The sequence below is a fragment of the Burkholderia sp. MS389 genome (genome assembly GCF_016899425.1).
GTDB lineage: Bacteria > Pseudomonadota > Gammaproteobacteria > Burkholderiales > Burkholderiaceae > Burkholderia > Burkholderia sola.
In genome coordinates this window covers 28790-47927 of record NZ_CP045995.1, presented here as the reverse complement: position 1 = coordinate 47927, position 19138 = coordinate 28790, and the positions used below count along the sequence as shown (strand labels likewise).

The 19138-nt window shown below is 67.2% G+C and carries 22 protein-coding genes; 12 read left to right on the top strand and 10 right to left on the bottom strand.

Features of this window, described 5'->3' with window-relative positions; translation table 11 throughout:
- Positions 1 to 137 precede the first annotated feature (137 nt).
- Positions 138 to 983 (bottom strand): carbon-nitrogen hydrolase family protein, encoded by an 846-nt coding sequence (locus GJG85_RS16785; RefSeq protein ID WP_050011147.1) that lies wholly within the window; start codon positions 981 to 983, stop codon positions 138 to 140.
- 176 nt (positions 984 to 1159) lie between these two features.
- Between GJG85_RS16785 and GJG85_RS16780 the strand changes: the two genes are divergently transcribed.
- The gene (locus GJG85_RS16780; protein WP_050011148.1) at positions 1160 to 1978 is read left to right on the top strand and encodes a helix-turn-helix transcriptional regulator; all 819 of its coding nucleotides are present in this window, start codon (positions 1160 to 1162) and stop codon (positions 1976 to 1978) included.
- An 82-nt stretch (positions 1979 to 2060) separates the two neighbouring features.
- On the opposite strand, the gene GJG85_RS16775 is transcribed toward GJG85_RS16780, so the two are convergent.
- The 9 genes from GJG85_RS16775 to GJG85_RS16735 all read right to left on the bottom strand — a co-directional run bounded on the left by GJG85_RS16775 (position 2061) and on the right by GJG85_RS16735 (position 9030).
- Positions 2061 to 2450: an HrpB1 family type III secretion system apparatus protein gene (locus tag GJG85_RS16775; protein ID WP_089489734.1), complete on the bottom strand. Its 390-nt coding sequence runs from the start codon at positions 2448 to 2450 to the stop codon at positions 2061 to 2063.
- 75 nt (positions 2451 to 2525) lie between these two features.
- Entirely contained in the window at positions 2526 to 3332 is an 807-nt protein-coding gene (gene sctT / locus GJG85_RS16770) for a type III secretion system export apparatus subunit SctT (RefSeq protein WP_050011149.1), read from the bottom strand.
- A gap of 52 nt (positions 3333 to 3384) precedes the next feature.
- A complete protein-coding gene (locus GJG85_RS16765; RefSeq protein ID WP_050011150.1) occupies positions 3385 to 3870 on the bottom strand; it encodes a type III secretion system protein in 486 nt (161 codons plus the stop codon).
- A gap of 15 nt (positions 3871 to 3885) precedes the next feature.
- Positions 3886 to 5277 (bottom strand): type III secretion system ATPase SctN, encoded by a 1392-nt coding sequence (sctN, locus tag GJG85_RS16760; RefSeq protein WP_204384189.1) that lies wholly within the window; start codon positions 5275 to 5277, stop codon positions 3886 to 3888.
- Positions 5278 to 5328: 51 nt separating this feature from the next.
- Entirely contained in the window at positions 5329 to 6351 is a 1023-nt protein-coding gene (gene sctL, locus GJG85_RS16755) for a type III secretion system stator protein SctL (protein WP_204384187.1), read from the bottom strand.
- Positions 6345 to 7157 (bottom strand): type III secretion protein HrpB4, encoded by an 813-nt coding sequence (locus GJG85_RS16750; protein ID WP_239468965.1) that lies wholly within the window; start codon positions 7155 to 7157, stop codon positions 6345 to 6347. The genes sctL and GJG85_RS16750 overlap by 7 nt, the downstream gene beginning before the upstream one ends.
- On the bottom strand, positions 7154 to 7948 hold the full coding sequence (gene sctJ / locus GJG85_RS16745; RefSeq protein WP_204384185.1) for a type III secretion inner membrane ring lipoprotein SctJ: 795 nt from the start codon (positions 7946 to 7948) through the stop codon (positions 7154 to 7156). The genes GJG85_RS16750 and sctJ overlap by 4 nt, the downstream gene beginning before the upstream one ends.
- A 43-nt stretch (positions 7949 to 7991) precedes the next feature.
- Complete coding sequence (locus GJG85_RS16740) at positions 7992 to 8390, bottom strand: serine kinase (RefSeq protein WP_050011153.1); 399 nt, start codon at positions 8388 to 8390, stop codon at positions 7992 to 7994.
- A gap of 28 nt (positions 8391 to 8418) precedes the next feature.
- On the bottom strand, positions 8419 to 9030 hold the full coding sequence (locus tag GJG85_RS16735; protein WP_235356125.1) for an HrpB1 family type III secretion system apparatus protein: 612 nt from the start codon (positions 9028 to 9030) through the stop codon (positions 8419 to 8421).
- Positions 9031 to 9365: 335 nt separating this feature from the next.
- On the opposite strand from GJG85_RS16735, the gene sctU reads away from it, so the two are divergent.
- From sctU to GJG85_RS16680, 11 genes are all read left to right on the top strand, one after another.
- Entirely contained in the window at positions 9366 to 10424 is a 1059-nt protein-coding gene (sctU, locus tag GJG85_RS16730) for a type III secretion system export apparatus subunit SctU (RefSeq protein ID WP_050011155.1), read from the top strand.
- A 5-nt stretch (positions 10425 to 10429) separates the two neighbouring features.
- Positions 10430 to 12406 carry an FHIPEP family type III secretion protein gene (locus tag GJG85_RS16725; RefSeq protein ID WP_089489732.1) on the top strand — a complete coding sequence of 659 codons (1977 nt, stop codon included), beginning with the start codon at positions 10430 to 10432 and terminating at the stop codon, positions 12404 to 12406.
- Positions 12369 to 13373 (top strand): type III secretion system protein SctP, encoded by a 1005-nt coding sequence (gene sctP / locus GJG85_RS16720; RefSeq protein ID WP_239468964.1) that lies wholly within the window; start codon positions 12369 to 12371, stop codon positions 13371 to 13373. The genes GJG85_RS16725 and sctP overlap by 38 nt, the downstream gene beginning before the upstream one ends.
- Positions 13374 to 13380: 7 nt before the next feature.
- Entirely contained in the window at positions 13381 to 14505 is a 1125-nt protein-coding gene (gene sctQ, locus GJG85_RS16715) for a type III secretion system cytoplasmic ring protein SctQ (RefSeq protein WP_050011158.1), read from the top strand.
- Complete coding sequence (gene sctR / locus GJG85_RS16710) at positions 14492 to 15148, top strand: type III secretion system export apparatus subunit SctR (RefSeq protein WP_006750699.1); 657 nt, start codon at positions 14492 to 14494, stop codon at positions 15146 to 15148. Before sctQ ends, sctR begins: the two co-directional genes overlap by 14 nt.
- A gap of 10 nt (positions 15149 to 15158) precedes the next feature.
- Positions 15159 to 15422 carry a type III secretion system export apparatus subunit SctS gene (gene sctS / locus GJG85_RS16705; RefSeq protein WP_050011159.1) on the top strand — a complete coding sequence of 88 codons (264 nt, stop codon included), beginning with the start codon at positions 15159 to 15161 and terminating at the stop codon, positions 15420 to 15422.
- Positions 15419 to 16612 carry a hypothetical protein gene (locus GJG85_RS16700; protein WP_050011160.1) on the top strand — a complete coding sequence of 398 codons (1194 nt, stop codon included), beginning with the start codon at positions 15419 to 15421 and terminating at the stop codon, positions 16610 to 16612. Before sctS ends, GJG85_RS16700 begins: the two co-directional genes overlap by 4 nt.
- 114 nt (positions 16613 to 16726) lie before the next feature.
- Positions 16727 to 17764: an HrpD5 family protein gene (hrpD5, locus tag GJG85_RS16695; RefSeq protein WP_179233163.1), complete on the top strand. Its 1038-nt coding sequence runs from the start codon at positions 16727 to 16729 to the stop codon at positions 17762 to 17764.
- Positions 17765 to 17787: 23 nt separating this feature from the next.
- On the top strand, positions 17788 to 18048 hold the full coding sequence (locus tag GJG85_RS16690) for a hypothetical protein (protein WP_011660757.1): 261 nt from the start codon (positions 17788 to 17790) through the stop codon (positions 18046 to 18048).
- Between the two features lie 173 nt (positions 18049 to 18221).
- On the top strand, positions 18222 to 18431 hold the full coding sequence (locus GJG85_RS16685; protein ID WP_006765597.1) for a hypothetical protein: 210 nt from the start codon (positions 18222 to 18224) through the stop codon (positions 18429 to 18431).
- A 123-nt stretch (positions 18432 to 18554) separates the two neighbouring features.
- The gene (locus tag GJG85_RS16680; protein WP_089489224.1) at positions 18555 to 19010 is read left to right on the top strand and encodes a molecular chaperone Tir; all 456 of its coding nucleotides are present in this window, start codon (positions 18555 to 18557) and stop codon (positions 19008 to 19010) included.
- The last annotated feature ends 128 nt before the right edge of the window (positions 19011 to 19138 follow it).

The window sequence follows — 19138 nt, the reverse complement described above, 5'->3', positions numbered from 1 at the left end:
GATCTCCTGGGCCCCTCTGGGGCCGATGCGAGTGCCTGGGTGCCGTGCGGCAGGCATTTCCGGCATGTCAATGGGACGACCGGGCATGTGCGGGCATCGCGCCCTGCTCCATGCATCGGATGGACCGGGGATTCGGGCTACTCGGTGCGGTGACGGCCCGCGTCGATCGTGAGCACGCGACTCCCGTCAACCTGTTCGACAGGCGACAGACCGAGCGCCACGCGTGCGTCGTGCAGATAGCTGTAATGCTCGCGACTTGCTTCGAGGCGAGTCGGATCGAGGCTCGCCGGTGCGACGGCTTCGTCCCGGCCGAGTTCGATCGTGCTCTCGCCAAACGGATCGACCAGCGTGGACAGGCCGGCGAACGTCAGATCGTCGTCGCCGGGCCCGCAGCGATTCACCATCACCGCGAACATCTGGTTCTCCATCGCACGTGCCGCGATCGCGCGGTGATGGACGGGCCCGAACGGGTCCATGTTGCCGTTGGTGACGATCAGCAGATCGGCGTCGAGCGCGGCGACCGCGCGCGCCGTCTCGGGGAATTCGATGTCGTAGCAGATCAGCAGGCCGACCGTCAGGTCGTTCCAGACGCAGGTCGCGAAGCGGTCGCCCGGCGTGAATACGCCGACATCCGACGCCCACAGATGGGTCTTGCGATAGCGCAGGACGATGTCGCCCCGCTCGTCGACGAGTACCGTCGTGTTGTAGAACCGTTCGCCGTCGCGCTCCGCGAGGCCCACCGCGACGGCAACGCCCTTGCGACGTGCCGCATCGCGTACCGCCACCAGCCGCGGGCCGTCGAGCGTCTCGGCGACGTCGGCGACGTTCTCCCGCGTCGGGAAACCCGACAGCGTCGTTTCGGGGAACACGATCAGTTTCGTGCCGCCGACCACGTCGGCGCGCTCGATCGTGTCGATCACCTTGCGCGTGTTGTGCACGACGTCTCCGTCGACGAGCGACAGTTGCGCGAGTTCTACCTGCATGAAGCCCTCTCCTTCCAATTGCCTTTCAGTGGCATGTCGTATGCGTTGCACGAGTCATGCGACGCGCGTCGAGCGAAGCGGCGAACGGCCCGCCGCCCGTCGAATCGAGGCCGATTATCGGGTTATTATTTTTGACCTGAAATTCCCCGCCAGGGTTACCCTCACCGGAGCACACGATGGACCTCGAATGGCGAGATCTCGCTTTTCATCGGGAGATTGGCTCGGCCATCGACGCCCTCGACGGCCCGCATTTCTGGGCGCGTCTCACGCGCGTACTCGAGCGGCATCTCGATTTCGACAACTGGGTCGCGCTGCGCTTCGCGCGCGATGCGGCGCCGCTGGTGCTTGCCGAACAGGCGATGCCGGACGGCAAGATCGACCTGATGTTCCAGGACTATCTGGCCGCGCTCTACCAGCTCGATCCGTTCTATCTCGCCGCGTTCGAAACGCAGGCGTCGGGCTTCTACACGCTCGCCGACGTCGCGCCGGACAACTTCCGGATGACCGAGTATTACCAGCGGTACTTCAAGAAGAACATCGTCGGCGACGAAGTGCATTTCAACGTCGTGATCGATCGCGATCACACGCTGGGCTTCTCGCTCGGCAAGACGAGCAAATACGACGAGCGCGAGATCGCATTGCTTACGCTTTACACACCCTGGGTGCTGTCGTTGATGCAGCAGCGCCTGCGCTTCGAAACGTTCGTCGTGAACGAAACGCCGCGCGCGAGGCAACCAGAAGCGCCCGATCCGCACGCGCGCTTCGGCATGCTGACCGGAAAGAGCGGACGCGGCGCATTGACGACGCGTGAAACCGAAGTGGCGATGCTGTCGTTGAGCGGCTTCTCCACGCGGGCGATCGGGGAGAAACTGTCGATCTCGTTCGAGACCGTGCGCGCACACAAGAAGCACATCTATGCAAAGCTCGGTGTCGGGTCGCAGTCGGAATTGTTTGCGCTGTTCTACGATCCAGCGGGGGCGGGTGAATCCGCGTGATATGAGCGGCGGCGATGTTGCGCGTTCTCCCGTTCTTTCGGCGGGAAGGCGGCCGAACACGGCGATGGGAGCTTGCGGGCGGCTATCCGCGCCCGATCGCGGGCGCGGATAGCAGCGCCTGGGCGGTGCGCGTCGCCATCGGGTCGTCGGATCGGTACGCCGCCGCGTAGGCATAGGTACGCCACGATGCATCGCCAAGCGCGTAAAGACATACGGCCGCGAGCGCGATGCCGCGCGACGACAGCGCGCCATCGCGCTCGACCCGGCGCAATTCGCTCAGCGCCTCGCCCCACGCGCGTGCCCGCACATGCCACCAGGCCAGCACCTCGCGCATTTCGCCGTTCCCGGGACGCAGCACCGCCATCGCATCGAGCAGGTCCTGAACGTCCGAAAACGTATCCAGCGCCGCACCGGCCCACAGCACGTCCATCATCCCCGTAACGATCGCGTTGTCGCTCAACGTCTCGATCATGTTCTTCTCCCGGCTTTTTCCGTCAATCGCCATCGTCGAACGCATACTTGCGCTCGCTCGCGCATTCGGCGCGTTTCACTTGCCGCCCGCGAGCGCCCTCGCCTCGGCCGCGATGCCCACGAGCGACAGCTGATCGCGTACCTGATCGATGAAAATCGCCGCCATCAGCGCGAGCATCAGGATCGTGAGCGCGCCTTTCACGGGCTGCGCCAGCGACGGCAGATCGAGCTTTTGCGACACCTTCCCGGTAAAGCCGAAGCCGATATCGATCAGCAGCAGCATCAGCATCATCGGCGTGGCCAGCTTCGCCACCGTTTCCATCAGCGAGTCGGTCTTCAGCAGCACGAACGATTCGAGTACCGATCCCCCGGCCGGCATGAGGTTCGCCAGCGGCCACCAGGTATACGATTCGTAGATCGCGCCGAGGAGGAACGTCATGCCGCCCAGACACCAGAACGCCGCGATCGCGAACTGGCTCAGGAGCGTGGAAGTCAGCGACGTCTGCTGCCCCTGGCTCGGGTTCTGCATCTGCAGTTGATTGAAACCGGTCAGATCGTCGACGTACGTGCCGACGCTCTCGGCGGCCCAGAACACCGTCGACGCCGCGAAGCCCAGGCCGACGCCGATCAGCGCCTCCTTCAACCCGATGCCCACGAGCATCGTCGCATCCCCTTGCTCGAGCAGGCCGCGTTGCCCGTAGGCGATGAAGCTGCCCCACAGCAGCGCCAGCGCGGTGCGCACGCGGCCTTGCACGACGTTGTCGGACGTCGGCGGAAAAATCATCATCAGGACCATCAATCGTTCGCTGCAAAGGCCCAGCACGATCAGAAACCTGACCAGTTGATGGCTCGATTCGATCGATGCGAAGGTAATCTCGCTCATTTCAGTCGCCTGTCGTTCAATGGATGCGCGGCTTGCGGGCGCGCTCGCCGCTTCAAAACGCCGGGCTGGGCCGGCGGCTCTCCGATGTTTCCTCGTCCTGCGCGTCCTCGATCGCGAGCTCGATCGCCTTGACGAGCGTGTCGCGCCGCTTCTCGTAGATGTCGATGCGGGCACGGTTGCGCAGGATCTCCGTGCGCAGCGCGCCGATCTGCGCCTCCTTCGCCGCCAGCGCCTGCCCGGCCTGCGCCGCCCGGGCCTCGAGCATCGCGTGCTGCTCGGCCGCGTGCGAGCGGAATTCGCGCAGCTTCAGATACGCGTCCGCCCGGAAGGAAACGCTGCCCAGCATCGCGTCGATCTTGCCGTCGTGCGCGGCGAGCCCGGCCGCATGCGCGCGCACCGCCGCGCGGCTTTCCTCCAACGCGTCGATGAGCGCCTGCAGCTCGCCGCGCAAGCCGCCGAGCGCCGCATTGAGCTTGCGATCGAGCTGGCGGCGGCGCGAGAGCACGCGCTCGAACGCGGCAACGCGGCGGTCTTTCATCGCTTGCCTCCGGCATCAGGACTGCACGATCTCGCCGAGGGCCGCGAGCGTGTCGTTCGGGTCGACGAGCAGATCGGTCGGTTGGCCGAGGAAATCCCGAATCGCGTCGATCTTCGCGATGGCTTCGTCGGCAAGCGCATCGGTGCCGCTCTGATACTCGCCCACCTGCAGCAGCAATTCGACCTCCTTGTGCTTGGCCATCAGCCGGCGCACGTGTCCTGCCGCCGCCACGTGCTCGCGCGGCACCACCTGCGTCATCACGCGAGAAAGACTGCCGAGCACGTCAATCGCCGGATAGCGGTTCTGTGCCGCAATCTCGCGCGAAAGAATCATGTGGCCGTCGAGAATGCCCCGTACTTCCTCGGCGATCGGGTCGCCGCCCGATTCGTCCTCGGCCAGCACGGTATAAAGGGCGGTGATCGAACCATGCTCCGAGCGGCCCGCGCGCTCCAGCAGCCGCGGCAGCTCCGCGAAGATCGACGGTGGAAAGCCGCGCCGCGTCGGCGGCTCGCCCATCGCCAGGCCGATTTCGCGCTGTGCGCGCGCAAAGCGCGTCAGCGAATCCATCATCAGCAGCACACGCATGCCGCGGTCGCGGAAGTATTCGGCCACCGCCGTTGCCGCATAAGCGGCCTTCGCGCGCTCGATCGACGAGCGGTCCGATGTCGCGCAGACGACGACCGAGCGGGCCATTCCCTCGGGCCCGAGAATGTGCTCGCAGAATTCGCGCACTTCGCGGCCGCGCTCCCCGATCAACGCGATCACGTTGACGTCGCAGCGCGCCCCGCGCGCGAACATGCCCATCAACGTACTCTTGCCGACGCCGGCCGGCGCGAAGATGCCCATGCGCTGGCCCTCGGCCAGCGTCATCATGCCGTCGACGACGCGCACGCCCGTCGGCATCGGGGTATCGACGACGGGCCGCGACATCGGATCGGGCGGATCGGCGATGACGGGCTGCCACTCGTCGCATTCGAGCGGCCCCTTGCCGTCGATCGGCTCGCCCAGGCTGTCGATCACGCGGCCGAGCAGGCGGGGGCCGATGCGCAGCGAAAGCGGACGCCGGAGTCCCACCACGCGTGTCGCCCGCGACACGCTGCCGAGCCGGCCGAACGGCGAGAGCAGCGCGACGTCGCGCGAGAAGCCGACCACCTCGGCACGCTGCAGCAACGTGCCTTCGGGCGAGCGCAGCTCGCATAGCTCGCCGAGCGTCGCATCGAGCCCCGATACGCGTACGAGCGTGCCGATCACTTCCTGGACCTTGCCGCATGCGGCGGGTTGTGGGCGGGCGCGCAGTTCGCGCTCCATCGCATCCATCAGCGCCGAGAAGCCGCGTACGTCCCGTAGCTGCGCGATGGGCACCCCGCTCGCTTCGTCGGTTTCGAAACCATCCGCGCTGTCGATCATGGCGCTCCTTTCGTTGTCGTGTCTTCTTCCACGTGCCGCTCGAAGATCGGTTCAGATGGACATCGCGTCGGCGTCGGCATACGCGGCATCGGTCCACCCCTCGTCGCGCAGGTCGCCCGCCGTTTGCACGGCCGCGGCCTCGTCTTGCCAACCTTCTTCGTCGCCGATGTCGCCGATGTCGCCGATGTTGCTGATGTCGCTGATGTCGCCGTCGTCCGCGCGCGCATCCGGGTCCGCCAGGCCCTCGCCGGCTCCGACGGCGTACTCGCCGATCGGCACCTCGTCGTTGCCCGCGAAACCGGTCTGCACGTCGACGGCTTGCGCGTCATCCCCGGGCCGCGCATCCGGCGCGTCGCGCGATGGGCCCTCCGTCACGCTTCGCACCGCGCGCGCCAAGGCATCGCGCATCGCCGCCAAGTGCAACGACAAGCTCGCGTCGATCGCGCCCAGGTCGGTTTCGGCGACGCATGCGCCGGGCGCAAGCGTCGCGTCGGCCGCCACGCACAGCCGCACGGAGCGCCCGGCCTCGCGCCACGCCGCGGCCGCTTCGTCGAAGGCCGCGCTCGCCGCGGCCAGATCCGACGGATGAACACGCAGATGAACGGGGCTGCCGTCGGCGACGATCCGCTCGACCGTCGCGGCCGCGCGGGCGAAAAGCGCTTCAGGCTCCACTGACGCGACGATCTGCTCGACCGCCAGCGTCACCAGCCCGGCCAGCCGGTCATGCTGCCCGGGCGCGAGCCGGCAGGCTTCGGCATGCGCGGCCGCCGCGCGTTCGTGCCAATCGGTCAGCCCCCGCCTCAAACCGTCGTCATAGCCGCGCTCGGCCGCTTGCGCGAACTCGCGCATGGCGCGCTCGACGAGTTCGTCCGCGCGGGCGCGGGCTTCGTCGAGCAGCATGCGGGCCTCGGCGCGCGCCGCGTCCAGCGCCTCGTCGCATTGCCGGCGCATCTCCGCGTACGCCGCATCGATCTCGACGATCGCCGCGACGCGTTCGTGGCGCAGGACGTCGCCTTCGACGCCCACGCCGAGATCCGTGCCTTCGGCCTGCGGATTGCGTAACCAGATCACCATGATCCCTCCGGAAACAAGTCGGGCAGTTGCGAGACGATCGAAAGGCTCGGGCTCGAGCCTTCCGAAGACGGTAGCGACGGCGGCAACGAAGGGAATGGCAACGGCCCCCCGTCGTCGCGCGCCGGCATGGCCAACCGCATGATCGCGAGCGGGCCGCCCGGCGCCCATCGGCGGTCGCGCGCGAACAGCCGAAAGCCGAGCCACGCGAGGTCATCGCCATCGGCGGCGTCGAGCGGCACTTGCATGACCGCTGCCGCGTGGTGCGCGCGCGCGGCAAGCGAGCGCGCATCGCCGGCAAGCTCGCGCCCGCGCGCGAAGAGCAGATTGACGCCGCGCGCCCCGATCCAGCCCGTCAACTTCTCGCGACGCGGCCGGTCGATCCACGCGCGCAACGGCTCCGCCTGCTCCACGAGCGCGCGCAAGCGGAATACGGTCAGACAATCGTGCGCCGGCAGCAACGCAAGCGCCGTTTCCGGCGCGTTGAACGCGGCAAGCGGCGGCGCCGGCATGCCCCATTCGTCGAGCAGCGCATCGGCAAGCGCCTCGGCCTGCGCGGGGCTGCATGCGCCGATTCGGTCCGCACCGGGCACGCGTGCAAGCCACGCCGGATGCATCCAGTCGAACAGCGTACGCCGGCGCCGATGGTAGGCGGCCAGTCTCGCCGCCACGGCCGCCGGCGTCTCGCCGTGCGGGGCGGCAACGCTGTCGGCGGCTGCGTCGTATGCATCGGCTGCGTCGTATGCGCTCATCATGGGCTCACCCATGCTTACCATGCCGGCCACGCGATCGTTCGGATCGACGGTCATGCCGGCGCTTTCGCTGCACGCCCCGTCCGGCGCGCGAGCAGGCCCGCAAGTCCGCCGCCGCCCTTGAGCAGGTTGCCGCGCAACAGCGCGAAGCCGCCGGCGATCGTCAACAGCAGCAAGCCGAGCGCGCCGCCCGCATAGACGACCCAGCCGTCCTGGCGGTGCGGGTGGGCGGGCGGATCGAGCGCATCGGCCGGCACGCTGGTCACGCTGACCTGATCGTAGGTCAGTCCCTCTATGCTGTGCACGACCAGGTTCTTGATCGCCGGCGTCATCCGCTCGAGATTCGCGTCGGGCCGGTACTTGATGAAGACCGATGCGGACGACGGCTTGACCGACTGTGCGAGCGGGTCGTTGTTCGGCAGCACGATCTGCACGCGCGCCACGACCACGCCGTCGATCTTCGACAACGTGTCGTCGAGTTCCTGCGACAAACCGTAAATGAAGCGCACGCGCTCCTCGGTCGGCGTGGACACGAGCCCGTCCTTCTTGAACAGCGAGCCGAGGTCGTCGAATTTCTTGCGCGGCAGGCCGCGTGCGCGCAGCACTTCCACCGCATGCACGATCTGCTTTTCGTCGACGCTGACCGACCAGGTCTTGCCGCCATCGGGCGTGCTCTTTTGCGCGTCGACGCCGGACATCAGCAGCGCGGCCGCCATTTCGTTGCAGTCGCTCTCGGTCAATTGCCCGTAGAGTTCCTGCTTGCAGGCCGCAAGCGACAGCACGAGCGCCGCCACCGCGACGAGCCGCCATGCGGAGTGCAGCCTCGAAGGCATGAGGTTCGGTTTCATCAGTTGCTCCGAGAAACCCTGTCCTTCAGGACGGGGAGTCAAGTTATTGGTTCTTCATGAGCGTCTGCACGGCGTCCTTCGACGACTGCACGGTCGCCATCTTCACCTGCAGATCGGCGTTCAGGCTGGCGATCTCGAGCTGGATGGTCATGTCGGCGGCGGCAAGGCGCTCCATCGACAGCGCGCTCATATGCTGAGTCATATAGAGCACGTCGTTCGGCACTTGCCGGTAATAGTCCGCCTGCTCCTCGACTGCTTTCGTCACGAGGTCCGCGCGCTCGGTCGGGTGGACGGCTGCCGCATGCTGGGGCGCCGAAGCCATCATCGCCTGGAATTTGTCGACGAGCGGCTGCGATATCGCGTCCGCATTCGGCGCCGCGGGCGTCGTGCCGGTGACGCGGGCCAGTTCGTACTGGAGTTGCGATGCAGTCGTGATGCTCATTTCGTTTCTCCTGGTAGGGGCAACAGGCTCAGACGCGCATGTACTGCATCGTCAGCAGCATGTCGCTGGATGAGGACGACGGCGTCGCGACCGCTTCGCCGTCTTCGGCGTGCGCTCCGTTTTCGAACGCGAGCGCGGAATCCGGCGCAACGAAGCGGCCCGTGCGCTTCGCGGTCGCGACCGCCTGTTTCAGCTCCTCGCTCGCAAGCAGAACCTTCGCGAGCCGTTCAACCTCTTCGTTGCCGCCCTCCTCCAGCAGGTGCCGGGCCTCCTCCTGCCAGCCGAACTCCTGGCGGGCCTTCAGGCACTGCAGCAACATTCCCTTGCTGGCCGGCAGGCAGACCGAGCGCTCGACCAGATCGCGAAAGAGCCGTTCGGCGTCGCTCCATTCCTCGCGCACCATATGCAGCCAGCCGTCGAAAAACGCGAATTCGGCGGAATCCGGGCGCAGCAGATGCAGCATGTCGACGAGGTGCTCGAGATCGTCGATGTCGACTTGCGCCGGCGTGCCTGCGCGGGCCAATGCCACCCTGACCAGGTCGACGATCGCGCCGACGACTCCCAATGGGCACTGCGGCCGATCCTTCAGAACGTCCATCCTTTCCCCCAACGAAATCAGATTCGATCCGATGGGCCGCACCCGATGAGGCGTGGCCTTCCGTTGACGCTAAGTTACGCAACACGATCGGCGCGCCACGTGCCGCGCACGAAGTCGCACAACGAATTGCGAAGCGCCGCGTGCGACGGGCGGCGGTCCGTGCCGCTTTTCGCGGACGTCTTCGCGCGTGCCCGCCGCCGCGCGGGTCGCCTTGCTCACGTGGCCTGCGCCCGGGCGACACGCCGTCGCGCCGCCTCGCTTCGCAGCCCCTGCCCTTGCTTCGCATCGCCGTCGCGCCGGATAGCGCGGCGCCGCTAACGTTGCATCGGGGCGCCCCATCCCGGGTGCGCGCCTGCGACAAGCGAAGGACAGCGGTCATGAGCGACGAGAAAACCGAAGAGCCCACAGACAAGAAGCTGGACAAAGTCCGCGAGGAAGGCCAGGTCGCGAAGAGTTCCGACCTGGTCGAAGTCGCGTCGCTCGGCTCGATCGTGCTCGTGCTGACGGCGGGCCAGCACTATCTGGCCGATACGCTGCGCGCGATCGTCAAGGAGGCGGTCGATTTCACCCACGGCGAGCGCGAGTTGCAGGACCTCTGGACCATCCTCGTTCATATCGGCCTGCAGACGCTCGGCCTGCTGTGCGGGATCGCGGCCGTTGCGCTCGTCGCCGCCATCATCGCGCTCGCCCCCCAGACGGGACTCAAGATTTCGCTGAAAGCCGTCATGCCGAAGCTTGCGTCGGTCAGCCCCGGGTCCGGCTTTCAGCGCATCTTCTCGATGAACTCGGCGATCGACCTCGCGAAGATGGTCGGCAAGGCCGCGATTCTCGTCGCCGTCATGTGGCAGACGATCAAAAGCGCGATGCCCGTGGTGGCGAGCGCGCTCGATCAGTCGCTACCGCAGTTGATCGGCGTGCTGTGGTCCGTGCTCATGCATGTGGTCGTGGTCGCGCTCGGCGTGTTCGTCGTCATCGGCGCGTTCGACTACAAGCTGCAGAAGTGGCTCTTCATCCGCAAGAACCGGATGTCGAAAGACGAGGTGAAGCGCGAGCACAAGGAGAGCGAAGGCAACCCCGAACTCAAGGGCGAGCGCAAGCGCATGGCCAGGGAGATATCGCAGGAAGGTCCGAAAGGCGGCGTCGCGCGCGCGAACGTCGTCGTGGTCAACCCGGTTCACTACGCGGTCGCGCTGCGCTACGACCCGGCGGAGTTTCCGCTGCCCGTCGTCCTCGCCAAGGGCCTCGACGAGCAGGCGCTGCGGCTGCGCCAGCAGGCGATGCACGCGCGCGTGCCCATCGTCGCGAACCCGCCCGTCGCGCGCATGCTGCACAAGGTGCCGCTCAATCAGCCGATTCCCGAGGAACTGTTCGAAGTCGTCGCCGCGATTCTTCGCTGGGTGGACGGCCTCGCGCCTCAAACCGCCACCACGGAGTAGTGGACATGTTCAAGACCATGAAACTGCCCGGCATCGGCGAGGCCGGCATCGCCGTCCTGCTGATCGCGATCGTCTCGCTAATGATCCTGCCGCTGCCCCCCGCCATCATCGACGGGCTGCTCGCGATCAACATCATGATCAGCATCACGCTGCTCATGGTGACGATGTATGTGGGCCATATCGCCACGCTGTCGGCGTTCCCGTCCGTGCTGCTCTTCACGACGCTGTTCCGGCTCTCGCTGAATATCGCGTCGACGAAGTCGATCCTGCTGCACGCCGATGCCGGCGAAATCATCGAAAGCTTCGGCCAGCTCGTCGTCGGCGGCAATCTCGTCGTCGGCCTCGTCGTGTTCGTCATCATCTCCGTCGTGCAGTTCATCGTGATCGCCAAGGGCTCGGAGCGCGTCGCCGAAGTGGGGGCCCGTTTCACGCTCGATGCGCTGCCCGGCAAACAGATGAGCATCGACGCCGACCTGCGCGCGAACATCCTGACGCCGGACGAAGCCCGCAGGAAACGCGCGAGGCTCGCCATCGAAAGCCAATTGCATGGCGGCATGGACGGCGCGATGAAATTCGTGAAAGGCGATGCGATCGCCGGCCTCATGATCACGATGATCAACATCGTCGCGGGCATCGCCGTGGGCGTCGCCTATCACGGCATGTCGGCCGGCGACGCGGCCAACCGCTTCTCGGTCCTCTCGATCGGCGACGCCATGGTCTCGCAGATTCCGTCGCTGCTGATCTCGGTGGCCGCGGGCGTCATGATCACGCGCGTGGACGAAGGCGGCGACCATGGAAATTCCTCCCTCGGCGAAGACATCAGGCGCCAGTTCACGAGCAGCTCGCGCGCGCTATACTTCGCCGCGCTGCTGCTGCTCGGCTTCGCCGCCGTGCCCGGTTTTCCGGCGGCGCTCTTCGCGCTGCTCGCCGGGCTGCTCGGCTTCGTCGGCTACCGTCTGCAGAAGAAGCAGGATGGTCCGGCCAAAGGCGCCGGCAAGCCCGTAGGCGCACTGCAGCGCGCCGGCGCCAAGGGCGACGCGCCGTCGATCCTGCCACGCCCGCCGCAGTTCACCTGCCCGCTCGGCGTGCGCCTCGCCGCCGACGTCAGCGCGCGTCTCGCGGCCGATGCGCTCGACCGCGCGTTCGACGCCCAGCGCCACGCGCTGCAATCGGGAGTCGGCCTGCCGTTCCCCGGCATCATGATGTGGACCGACGGCACGCTGCCCGAAGACAGTTACGAAGTGCTCATCTTCGACGTGCCGCAAGGGCGCACCACGCTCGCCGAAACGCGCGCGGTACACGCGGCGGCCGACGGCGGCGTCGCGGACGCGCCTGCCGCCGCGGCGACCCCGGAAGCATTGATTGCACGCCACACGATCGACCTGCTGCGGCGCAATGCTCATCTCTTTCTCGGCATCCAGGAAGCACAGTGGATGCTCGATCAGCTCAACGAGGACTACCCGGGCCTCGTCGCGGAAGTACAAAAGGCGCTGCCGCTGCAGAAGATGGCGGACGTGCTGCGCCGGCTGCTGGAGGAAGACGTGCCCGTGCGCAATATCCGCAGCATCACCGAAAGCCTGATCGTCTGGGGACCGAAGGAGAAGGACATGCTGATGTTGACGGAATACATCCGCATGGAGCTCGGCCGGCTCATCGCCTATCGCGCGACGGGTGGCGTGCGGGATTTGCCCGTCGTACTCGTCGACATTCAGGTCGAGCAGCACATCCGGCAGTCGATCAAACAGACGCCCACGGGCAACTTCCTCGCGCTGCCGCCCGACGAAATCGCCCAGCTCGTCGGCAAGATCGCCGACATCGTCGGCGATACGCCGCGGCAGCCGCTGGCGCTCGTCGCGTCGATGGACATCCGGCGCTACATCAAGCGGATGATCGAGGCGCGGCTGCCGTGGCTGCCCGTGTATTCGTACCAGGAGCTCGGCGCGCATGTCGATCTCCAGCCCGTCGGCCGCCTGGCGATGTGATCGAGCGAGCCGCGCCATGCACACCTGCCCCCCTCATCGCGCCCGCGTCATCGCAGCGCCGGCCGCGCACACCGACCCCGCACCCGAGATGCCGGCCGCGCAGTTGAACCGCCAGGCCGCGCTTTTTCAGCGCCTGCGCGAAGGCGCGCGCGCCGGCGCATCGGAAACGCCCGGCGACGAGCCGCCATGCGCCGCACCGGCCGAGCCTCCATTCGGCGAGCAAGCCGAACCGTTCTACCCGGTCCCCGGGTTCGCCGCGGACGACCATCGCGACGATGCCGGCAGCGGCGAGCGCGACGACGACGCACAGGCTGGCTCCGGCGACGAACGCGATGACGCTGCCGGGCACGCTCGATCGGCAGCGCCGGTGCCGGCGCCGGCTCCGGTGCCTGCGACGATTCATCCGCCCATGCATTCGACGATGCACCTGCCGGTGCAGTCGGCCATGCATGCGCCCATGCATGTACCGGCATATTCGACGATGCCCACGCCGACGCCGATGCCGGTGCACGGCGCGGCGCCACTTTCACCGCAGAGGCCGCCCAACGCCCGGCCATCGACGGCTGCGCCGGCCACGCCGCGCGTTCAAGCCACGCGCGAGCCGCAGCGCTCCGAAGCAGCCGGCCCGCACGCCGTGGTCGCCGTGCGGGCACCGGCGCGCACGGGCCAGGACATGAACCGGTTCGTCGATTCGATCGTCGCCGAAGTGTCGGACTTCTGCGCCAATCCGATCGTGTTCGCAAGCGGCGACTGGCAGATCACGATTCCCATCGATCCGGCGCTGCTGCCAGGCTGCACGTTGGACCTCGCGCTTTCGCATTTCCAATTGACGCTTCGCTTCGACACCACGGACGCACGCTCGCGCGAACTAATCTCACAGCATGCGGCGACGTTGCGCACCAGCCTCGAGGCAGTGATGCAAAGCCGCTTCGACGGCGCGCGCAGCGTCGAGATCATCGTCACGTAAAACGAATATGGACACCACACGAACGCTACTGACAGACCACGTTGCGGCGGCCGCGCAAGCGCCGGCGGTGGCCGTCTTGCTCGATCCCGCGCGGCTGCCCGCGCTTGCGGCCGCCACCGCGCGCCAGCATCGGCTCGCCGTCGACGAGCGCCTGAGCGCACTGCTCGCTCACGCGCTCGGCGTCTCGGCCTTCAGCGTCGGTACGCACGATTTCGTGGAGCCGGAGCGCGCCGCCGTCGTGCGCTTGCGCTGGGGCATGGAGACGGCCGCGGTGCGCATCGACGTCGGACAGCACACGGGGCTCGCGAGCATCGTCGCGTCGGACGAGCCCGTCAACGCGCGCTTGCGCCATGCCGTGTGCGCGATCCTGCTTGATCCGCTGCGGCGCGCGCTGCAAACGCTCGGCTTCGACGGCGTGGAAGTCGTCTCGCTCGAACCTGCCGCGCGTCAGCCGTTGAGCGCGCCTTGCTGCGCGCTCTCGCTGCGCGTGGGCGATACCCGCTTCGATGCGGTTGTCGAGCACGTCGACAGCGGCTGGCTCGACGCACTCGAAACGCTCGTGGCCCGGCAATGCACGCCGTTCGCCACCCACGTCAGCGAGATCGCCGTACCGGGCCGGCTGCAGATCGGCGAGAAAACGATGAACGTGACGACGCTCGATTCGCTGCGCGCGGGCGACGTCATCTTGCGTGCCGTACCCGAAGCCACCCGCGCGCTCTTCGCGAGCGAGCGCTCGTCCGCCCCGATGCACGTCGTCTGGGGCCGCTACGGGACGCGGCAACTGCGCGCCGTGGCAGACGTCACCCACCATCTGATGACCTTGAACGAGGACCCCACCATGAGCCATGAGACGCAGTTCAACGCGCCGCTTTCCGATTCGATCGACACGCCCGTCGAAATCAGCCAGCTGGACCTGCCGCTGAAGCTCGAGATCGACACGGTTTCGATGCCGGTCGCCCAGCTCTCGGCGCTGCGCGCGGGCTACGTGCTCGAGCTTCCGACCGCGCTGCCCGATGCGCGCGTGCGGCTCGTCACCTACGGGCAGACGATCGGCTTCGGCGAACTCGTGAGCGTCGGCGATCATCTCGGCGTGCGTCTCGTTCAGCTGTCGCGCGGCCATGGTTCAGTTTAGCGATCTCACCGGGCTGCTGATCACCGTCGTCGCGATCAGCCTGATCCCGTTCGTCGCGATGGTCGCGACCTCGTACGCGAAGATCGTGGTCGTGCTCGGGCTGTTGCGCAACGCGCTCGGCGTGCAGCAGGTGCCGCCGAACATGGTGCTCAACGGCATCGCGGTCCTCGTCTCCGCTTACGTGATGGCGCCGATCGGCATGCAGGCCATGCAAACCATGCAGACGATGCACCGCACCCCCGGCAGCGACACGTCGCTCGTCGTGCTCGATGCCTTCGATGCGGCAAAGGAGCCGTTTCGCGCCTTTCTGAAGAAGCACGCGCACGAACGCGAAAAGCGGTTCTTCGTGCGCTCGGCAACCGTGGTCTGGCCGAAGGACATGGCGGCGAAGATCCGCGAGGACGACCTCATCGTCCTCGCCCCGGCCTTCACGCTGACCGAGATGGCCGACGCCTTCAAGATCGGCTTTCTGCTGTACATCGCGTTCATCGTCGTCGATCTCGTCATCGCCAACGTGCTGATGGCGATGGGCCTGAACCAGGTCCAGCCGACGAACGTCGCGATTCCGTTCAAGCTGCTCTTGTTCGTCGTCATGAGCGGCTGGTCCACATTGATTCACGGTCTTGTCATGACCTATCGCTGAGGCGCACACCATGGAAACCGATACGCTCGTTCGCATCACTTCGCAGGGCCTGCTGCTCTGCCTGTCCGTCTCGATGCCGGTGGTGGTCGTCGCCGCGCTCTCCGGCCTCGCGATTTCGTTCGTGCAGGCCATCACGTCGATGCAGGACCAAAGCATCTCGTACGCGGTGAAGCTGGTGGCCGTCGTGGCCACCGTGCTGATGATCGGCGCCTGGGGCGCCGCCGCGATCCTGCGCTTCGCCAATCAGATCGTCACGCTCGCGGTGCCGTCGTGAATGCGCCGATCCGCAACAACCACGGCCACCACGCCGCCGATCTCGCGCAGCAGGCGCAGGCCGGCGCCGAGCACACGGGGCAGATGACCCAGGCGCGCGGCTTCACGGGCGTGAAGGTGCAGCACACGAAGATGCAGCGCGCGCGCCTGCAGCACAACAAGATGCTCGCCGCTGCTTTCTACCGCGGCAAGCGTTTTGCCGAAGGCATGCACAAGCCGCCGCCCCCTTCCGCGCAAAAGCTGATGCGCCAGCTCGGCCAACGGCCGCGGCCAGGGGGCTCGGCGAAGGCGCAGGGCAAAGAGGCATCGGCTCACGAACGGCCGGACGACCCGCACGCGCTCGAGCCCAGGCACGAGCACGAACACCCGCACGAGCGCGAACGCAAGCACGAGCAGGGTCAGCAGCAAAAGCGCGAGCGCGATCAGCAACACGGCGAGGGGCAACAGCATCGCAACGGCCATGGGCACGATCGCGGCTCGAACCAACAGGGCGAAGAACAGGGGCAGCCGCAGCAGCGTTCGCCGCGCGACGGACAGCCTCGGCGCGACGGCCGTCAGTCCGGCGAAGGCCGCGACACACCGCGCAAGTTCGCGATCGGCAAGGCGGGCCGGGCCAAGGCCGCCGCGCGCAGCCAGCCGCTCGCGGCGACGATGCAACTGCTCGCGACGCAAAAGCTCGGTGCACCGGACTTGCCGGCCGAACTCGCGGCGGCCTGCGCGAAGGAGGTGCTGCGGCTTGCCGCGCAGGTCGAACTGGGGCCCTTGCTGGCGGTGCCGATGCTGCTCGCCATGCGCTCGCCGATGGCGCTCCGGCGCAATGCTGCCCGGCTTCACGCGCACCGCCATGCGGCGCTGATGCAAAGCGCCGCGACCCCGGGCAAGGCCGCCGCAGTGGCCGGGCTGCTCGGCGTATCGCTCGACAACACGCTCGCGCGCCAGCGCGCGGGCATCGAATACTCGTACGACGATCAATCGATCGCGGCAGTGAAGCAATGCATTCTCGACACGCAAGCCGCGCTGCCGGCCGGCAAGGCGCCAGCCGGTGCCGCCGTCACGGGCGGCGCGACGGGCGGCGCGATCGGCGGTCAAACCGGCGCCGCGCGGCAAGGGGCGGCCAAGGCAACGGCCGGCGCTTCGGATAAGACGTTCGAAGTTCGCATGGCGCCGGCCGCGCCAACGGCAAAACCCTAAACTGATTTTGACGGTCAAGGCCCGGCGGCCCGATGCGCGAAGCAGCGACACGCCGGAGCGGCGACCCGCAAGAGCAACCGCATGACCCACGTCGGATACACGGATACCACGATCATGAAAGCGCTTCGAGTACTGACCGGCACCCACGCCGGAGCCCAGGTCCGGCTCACGAGCGGCACCTACCGGATCGGCGCCGCCGAGCACGCGGATGTCTGCATCAGCGACTGGACGGTCGAGGACATCGAGCTTTGCGTGGGCGAGGACGGTGTGGCGCGGATCCGCTCGGCGAACGGCGACGAGGTGCTCGTGGCGGACTTCGTGGCCGTGCCGTTCGGCGATGTCGTGTTTTGCGTGGGCCCCGATGGCGAAGCCTGGCCGCGCGATCTCGATTTGCTGGCGGGCCTCTGGAAGACAGCCGAGCCGCCTGCCGACACCGCGACGGCGGCTGACGCGGATAGCGGCGCGCCGGACCGGAACCCGGCCCATGCGGACGAACCCGGCGCCGGCCGCGCGCCGACCGCGTCGCCCCAGGTGCGCTGGCGCACGGCCGTGCTGGCGCTCGCCTGCACCGCTGCGATCGGCGGCATCGCCGTGGCCGGCGTGATGTTCGCGGGCACGCAATCGAGCGAAGCGGCGAGCGTGAAGTTCGACGCCGACGCGATCGCACGGCAGTTGCAGGAGGCCCTGCACCGCGAAGGCCTCGGCGATCTGCAGGCAATGGCACGCAAGGACAGTGTGGCGGTGCGCGGCATCGTGACGAGCAGCGACGAAAGCGCGAAGGCGCAGCGGATCATGGACAGTCTCGCGCGCGGCAAGGTGCGGCGCGAATACGACGTCGCGCAGCAAGATGTGGACAACATCCAGCAGTCGCTCGCCGGCACGGGCGCAGCAGTGAGTTACCAAGGCCACGGCATCTTCCGCGTGAGCGGCAGCGTGCAGTCGATGACGACCTTCCGCACGCTGATAGCAGGTATCAGGGCCGACCTCGGCGACAACGTCAAGCGCGTCGACGTCGACGTCAAGGAGGCGCAGGCGCTCACGCCCGATGTCGAGTACACGTCGGTGATCGCCACGGGCGGGCTGCGCTACATCGAGACGCCCGACGGCACGAAGCATCTGTTCGCGAGCAGCAGGGACGAAGCAAACAATTGACCTCGACCACCAAAGGAACCGACATGTACGACGCATTGCTTCCCATCGCGCAGGATCTGAACGCGCTCGATGCCACGCTCTCGGCGCCCGACGGCGCGCAGCGGGTCGCGCGCATCGCGGCGGCCTTCGACGAAACCGCGCGCCGGATCAGTACGGCCACGCAGTCCGCGGCCGACGAGCGCGAGCGGCTCGATCTGCAAAAGCTCTATCGCGGGATGATCGCGGCGCGCCGCATCGTGCTCACGCTGCAGGAGCGCCACAGCGCGCGTGGCGCGGCGCTTTGACGGCATCCGCGGCGATACGGAAGAAGGTTAGACAGTTTGCAGTTGCAGCATCCGGCTGCGCGTCAGCCGGTCCGGACCGGCGGCCACCACGGCCACGGGCCTTTTACCGAAGCATCAGGCGTCAACCCACAGCAGTGCTTTTTTCATCACTTTCTTGATAAGGGGAATACATCATGTCTTCATCGATCGGAAGCTCGGGCGTCTCGCAAGCCGGTTCGCAAAACGCCGACATGGTCGGCCAGATGCAGGCCATGGCCAACCAGAACAACGCCATGACGATGGCCGCCATGCAGATCAACATGCAGCAGCAGGAAACGTCGGCGCTCGCCTCCGTCGGCAACAACGGCGCGAAGAACATCGCCGACGCCGCGAAGGGCCAGTAAGCGACTCGCGTTGCCGCGGTCCGTTGGCGCGAGGGGCACGAAAGCGGAAAGCCCGGCTTTCCGGCTCCGTGCCCCCGCTTTTTTGCAACCGGCCCGCCCTATTTTCGCCGGAGATTGCCGCCCATGAGCAGGGAACGTTTCGTCGAGTTGATTCACGAGGTTTGCGCGGTGGTCGGGCTGCCCGACGCCGAGTATGTCGTCGACACGCAAACGCTCGAGATCGAAGGGTTCGACGTCCATCTCGACCACCACGAGGCCGACCCCGATTCGGTCTATGTCAGCTTTCATTACGGCGCCGTCACGCCCGGCCGGTCGCTCGTCGTTTTCCGGCTCATGCTCGAGGCCAACCTGCTCGTCTACGCGCAGGACCAGGCGCAACTGTGCCTCGAATCCGATACGGGCAACGTCGTGCTGCTCGTCCATCTGCCGATGGGCCCGACGATCACCGGCGATTATCTCGCCGATCTCTTCTCGCACTACGCCGAACACGGCCGCTACTGGCAAAACAACATCCTCGAATCGCCCGACGAAATGTTCGAGGGCATTGCGTCGGGCAATTTCATGTGGCTGCGGGCGTAAGCCCGGCGAGCGCGGGCGCACCGCAGGCAAGGGGCGCATCCGCGGGCATCGACGCCTGGCCGGCCATCGCAACCGTTCGTACACGGCACGTCGCTTCACGCTCACGCCATCGCGGGCGCTCGCCCGCT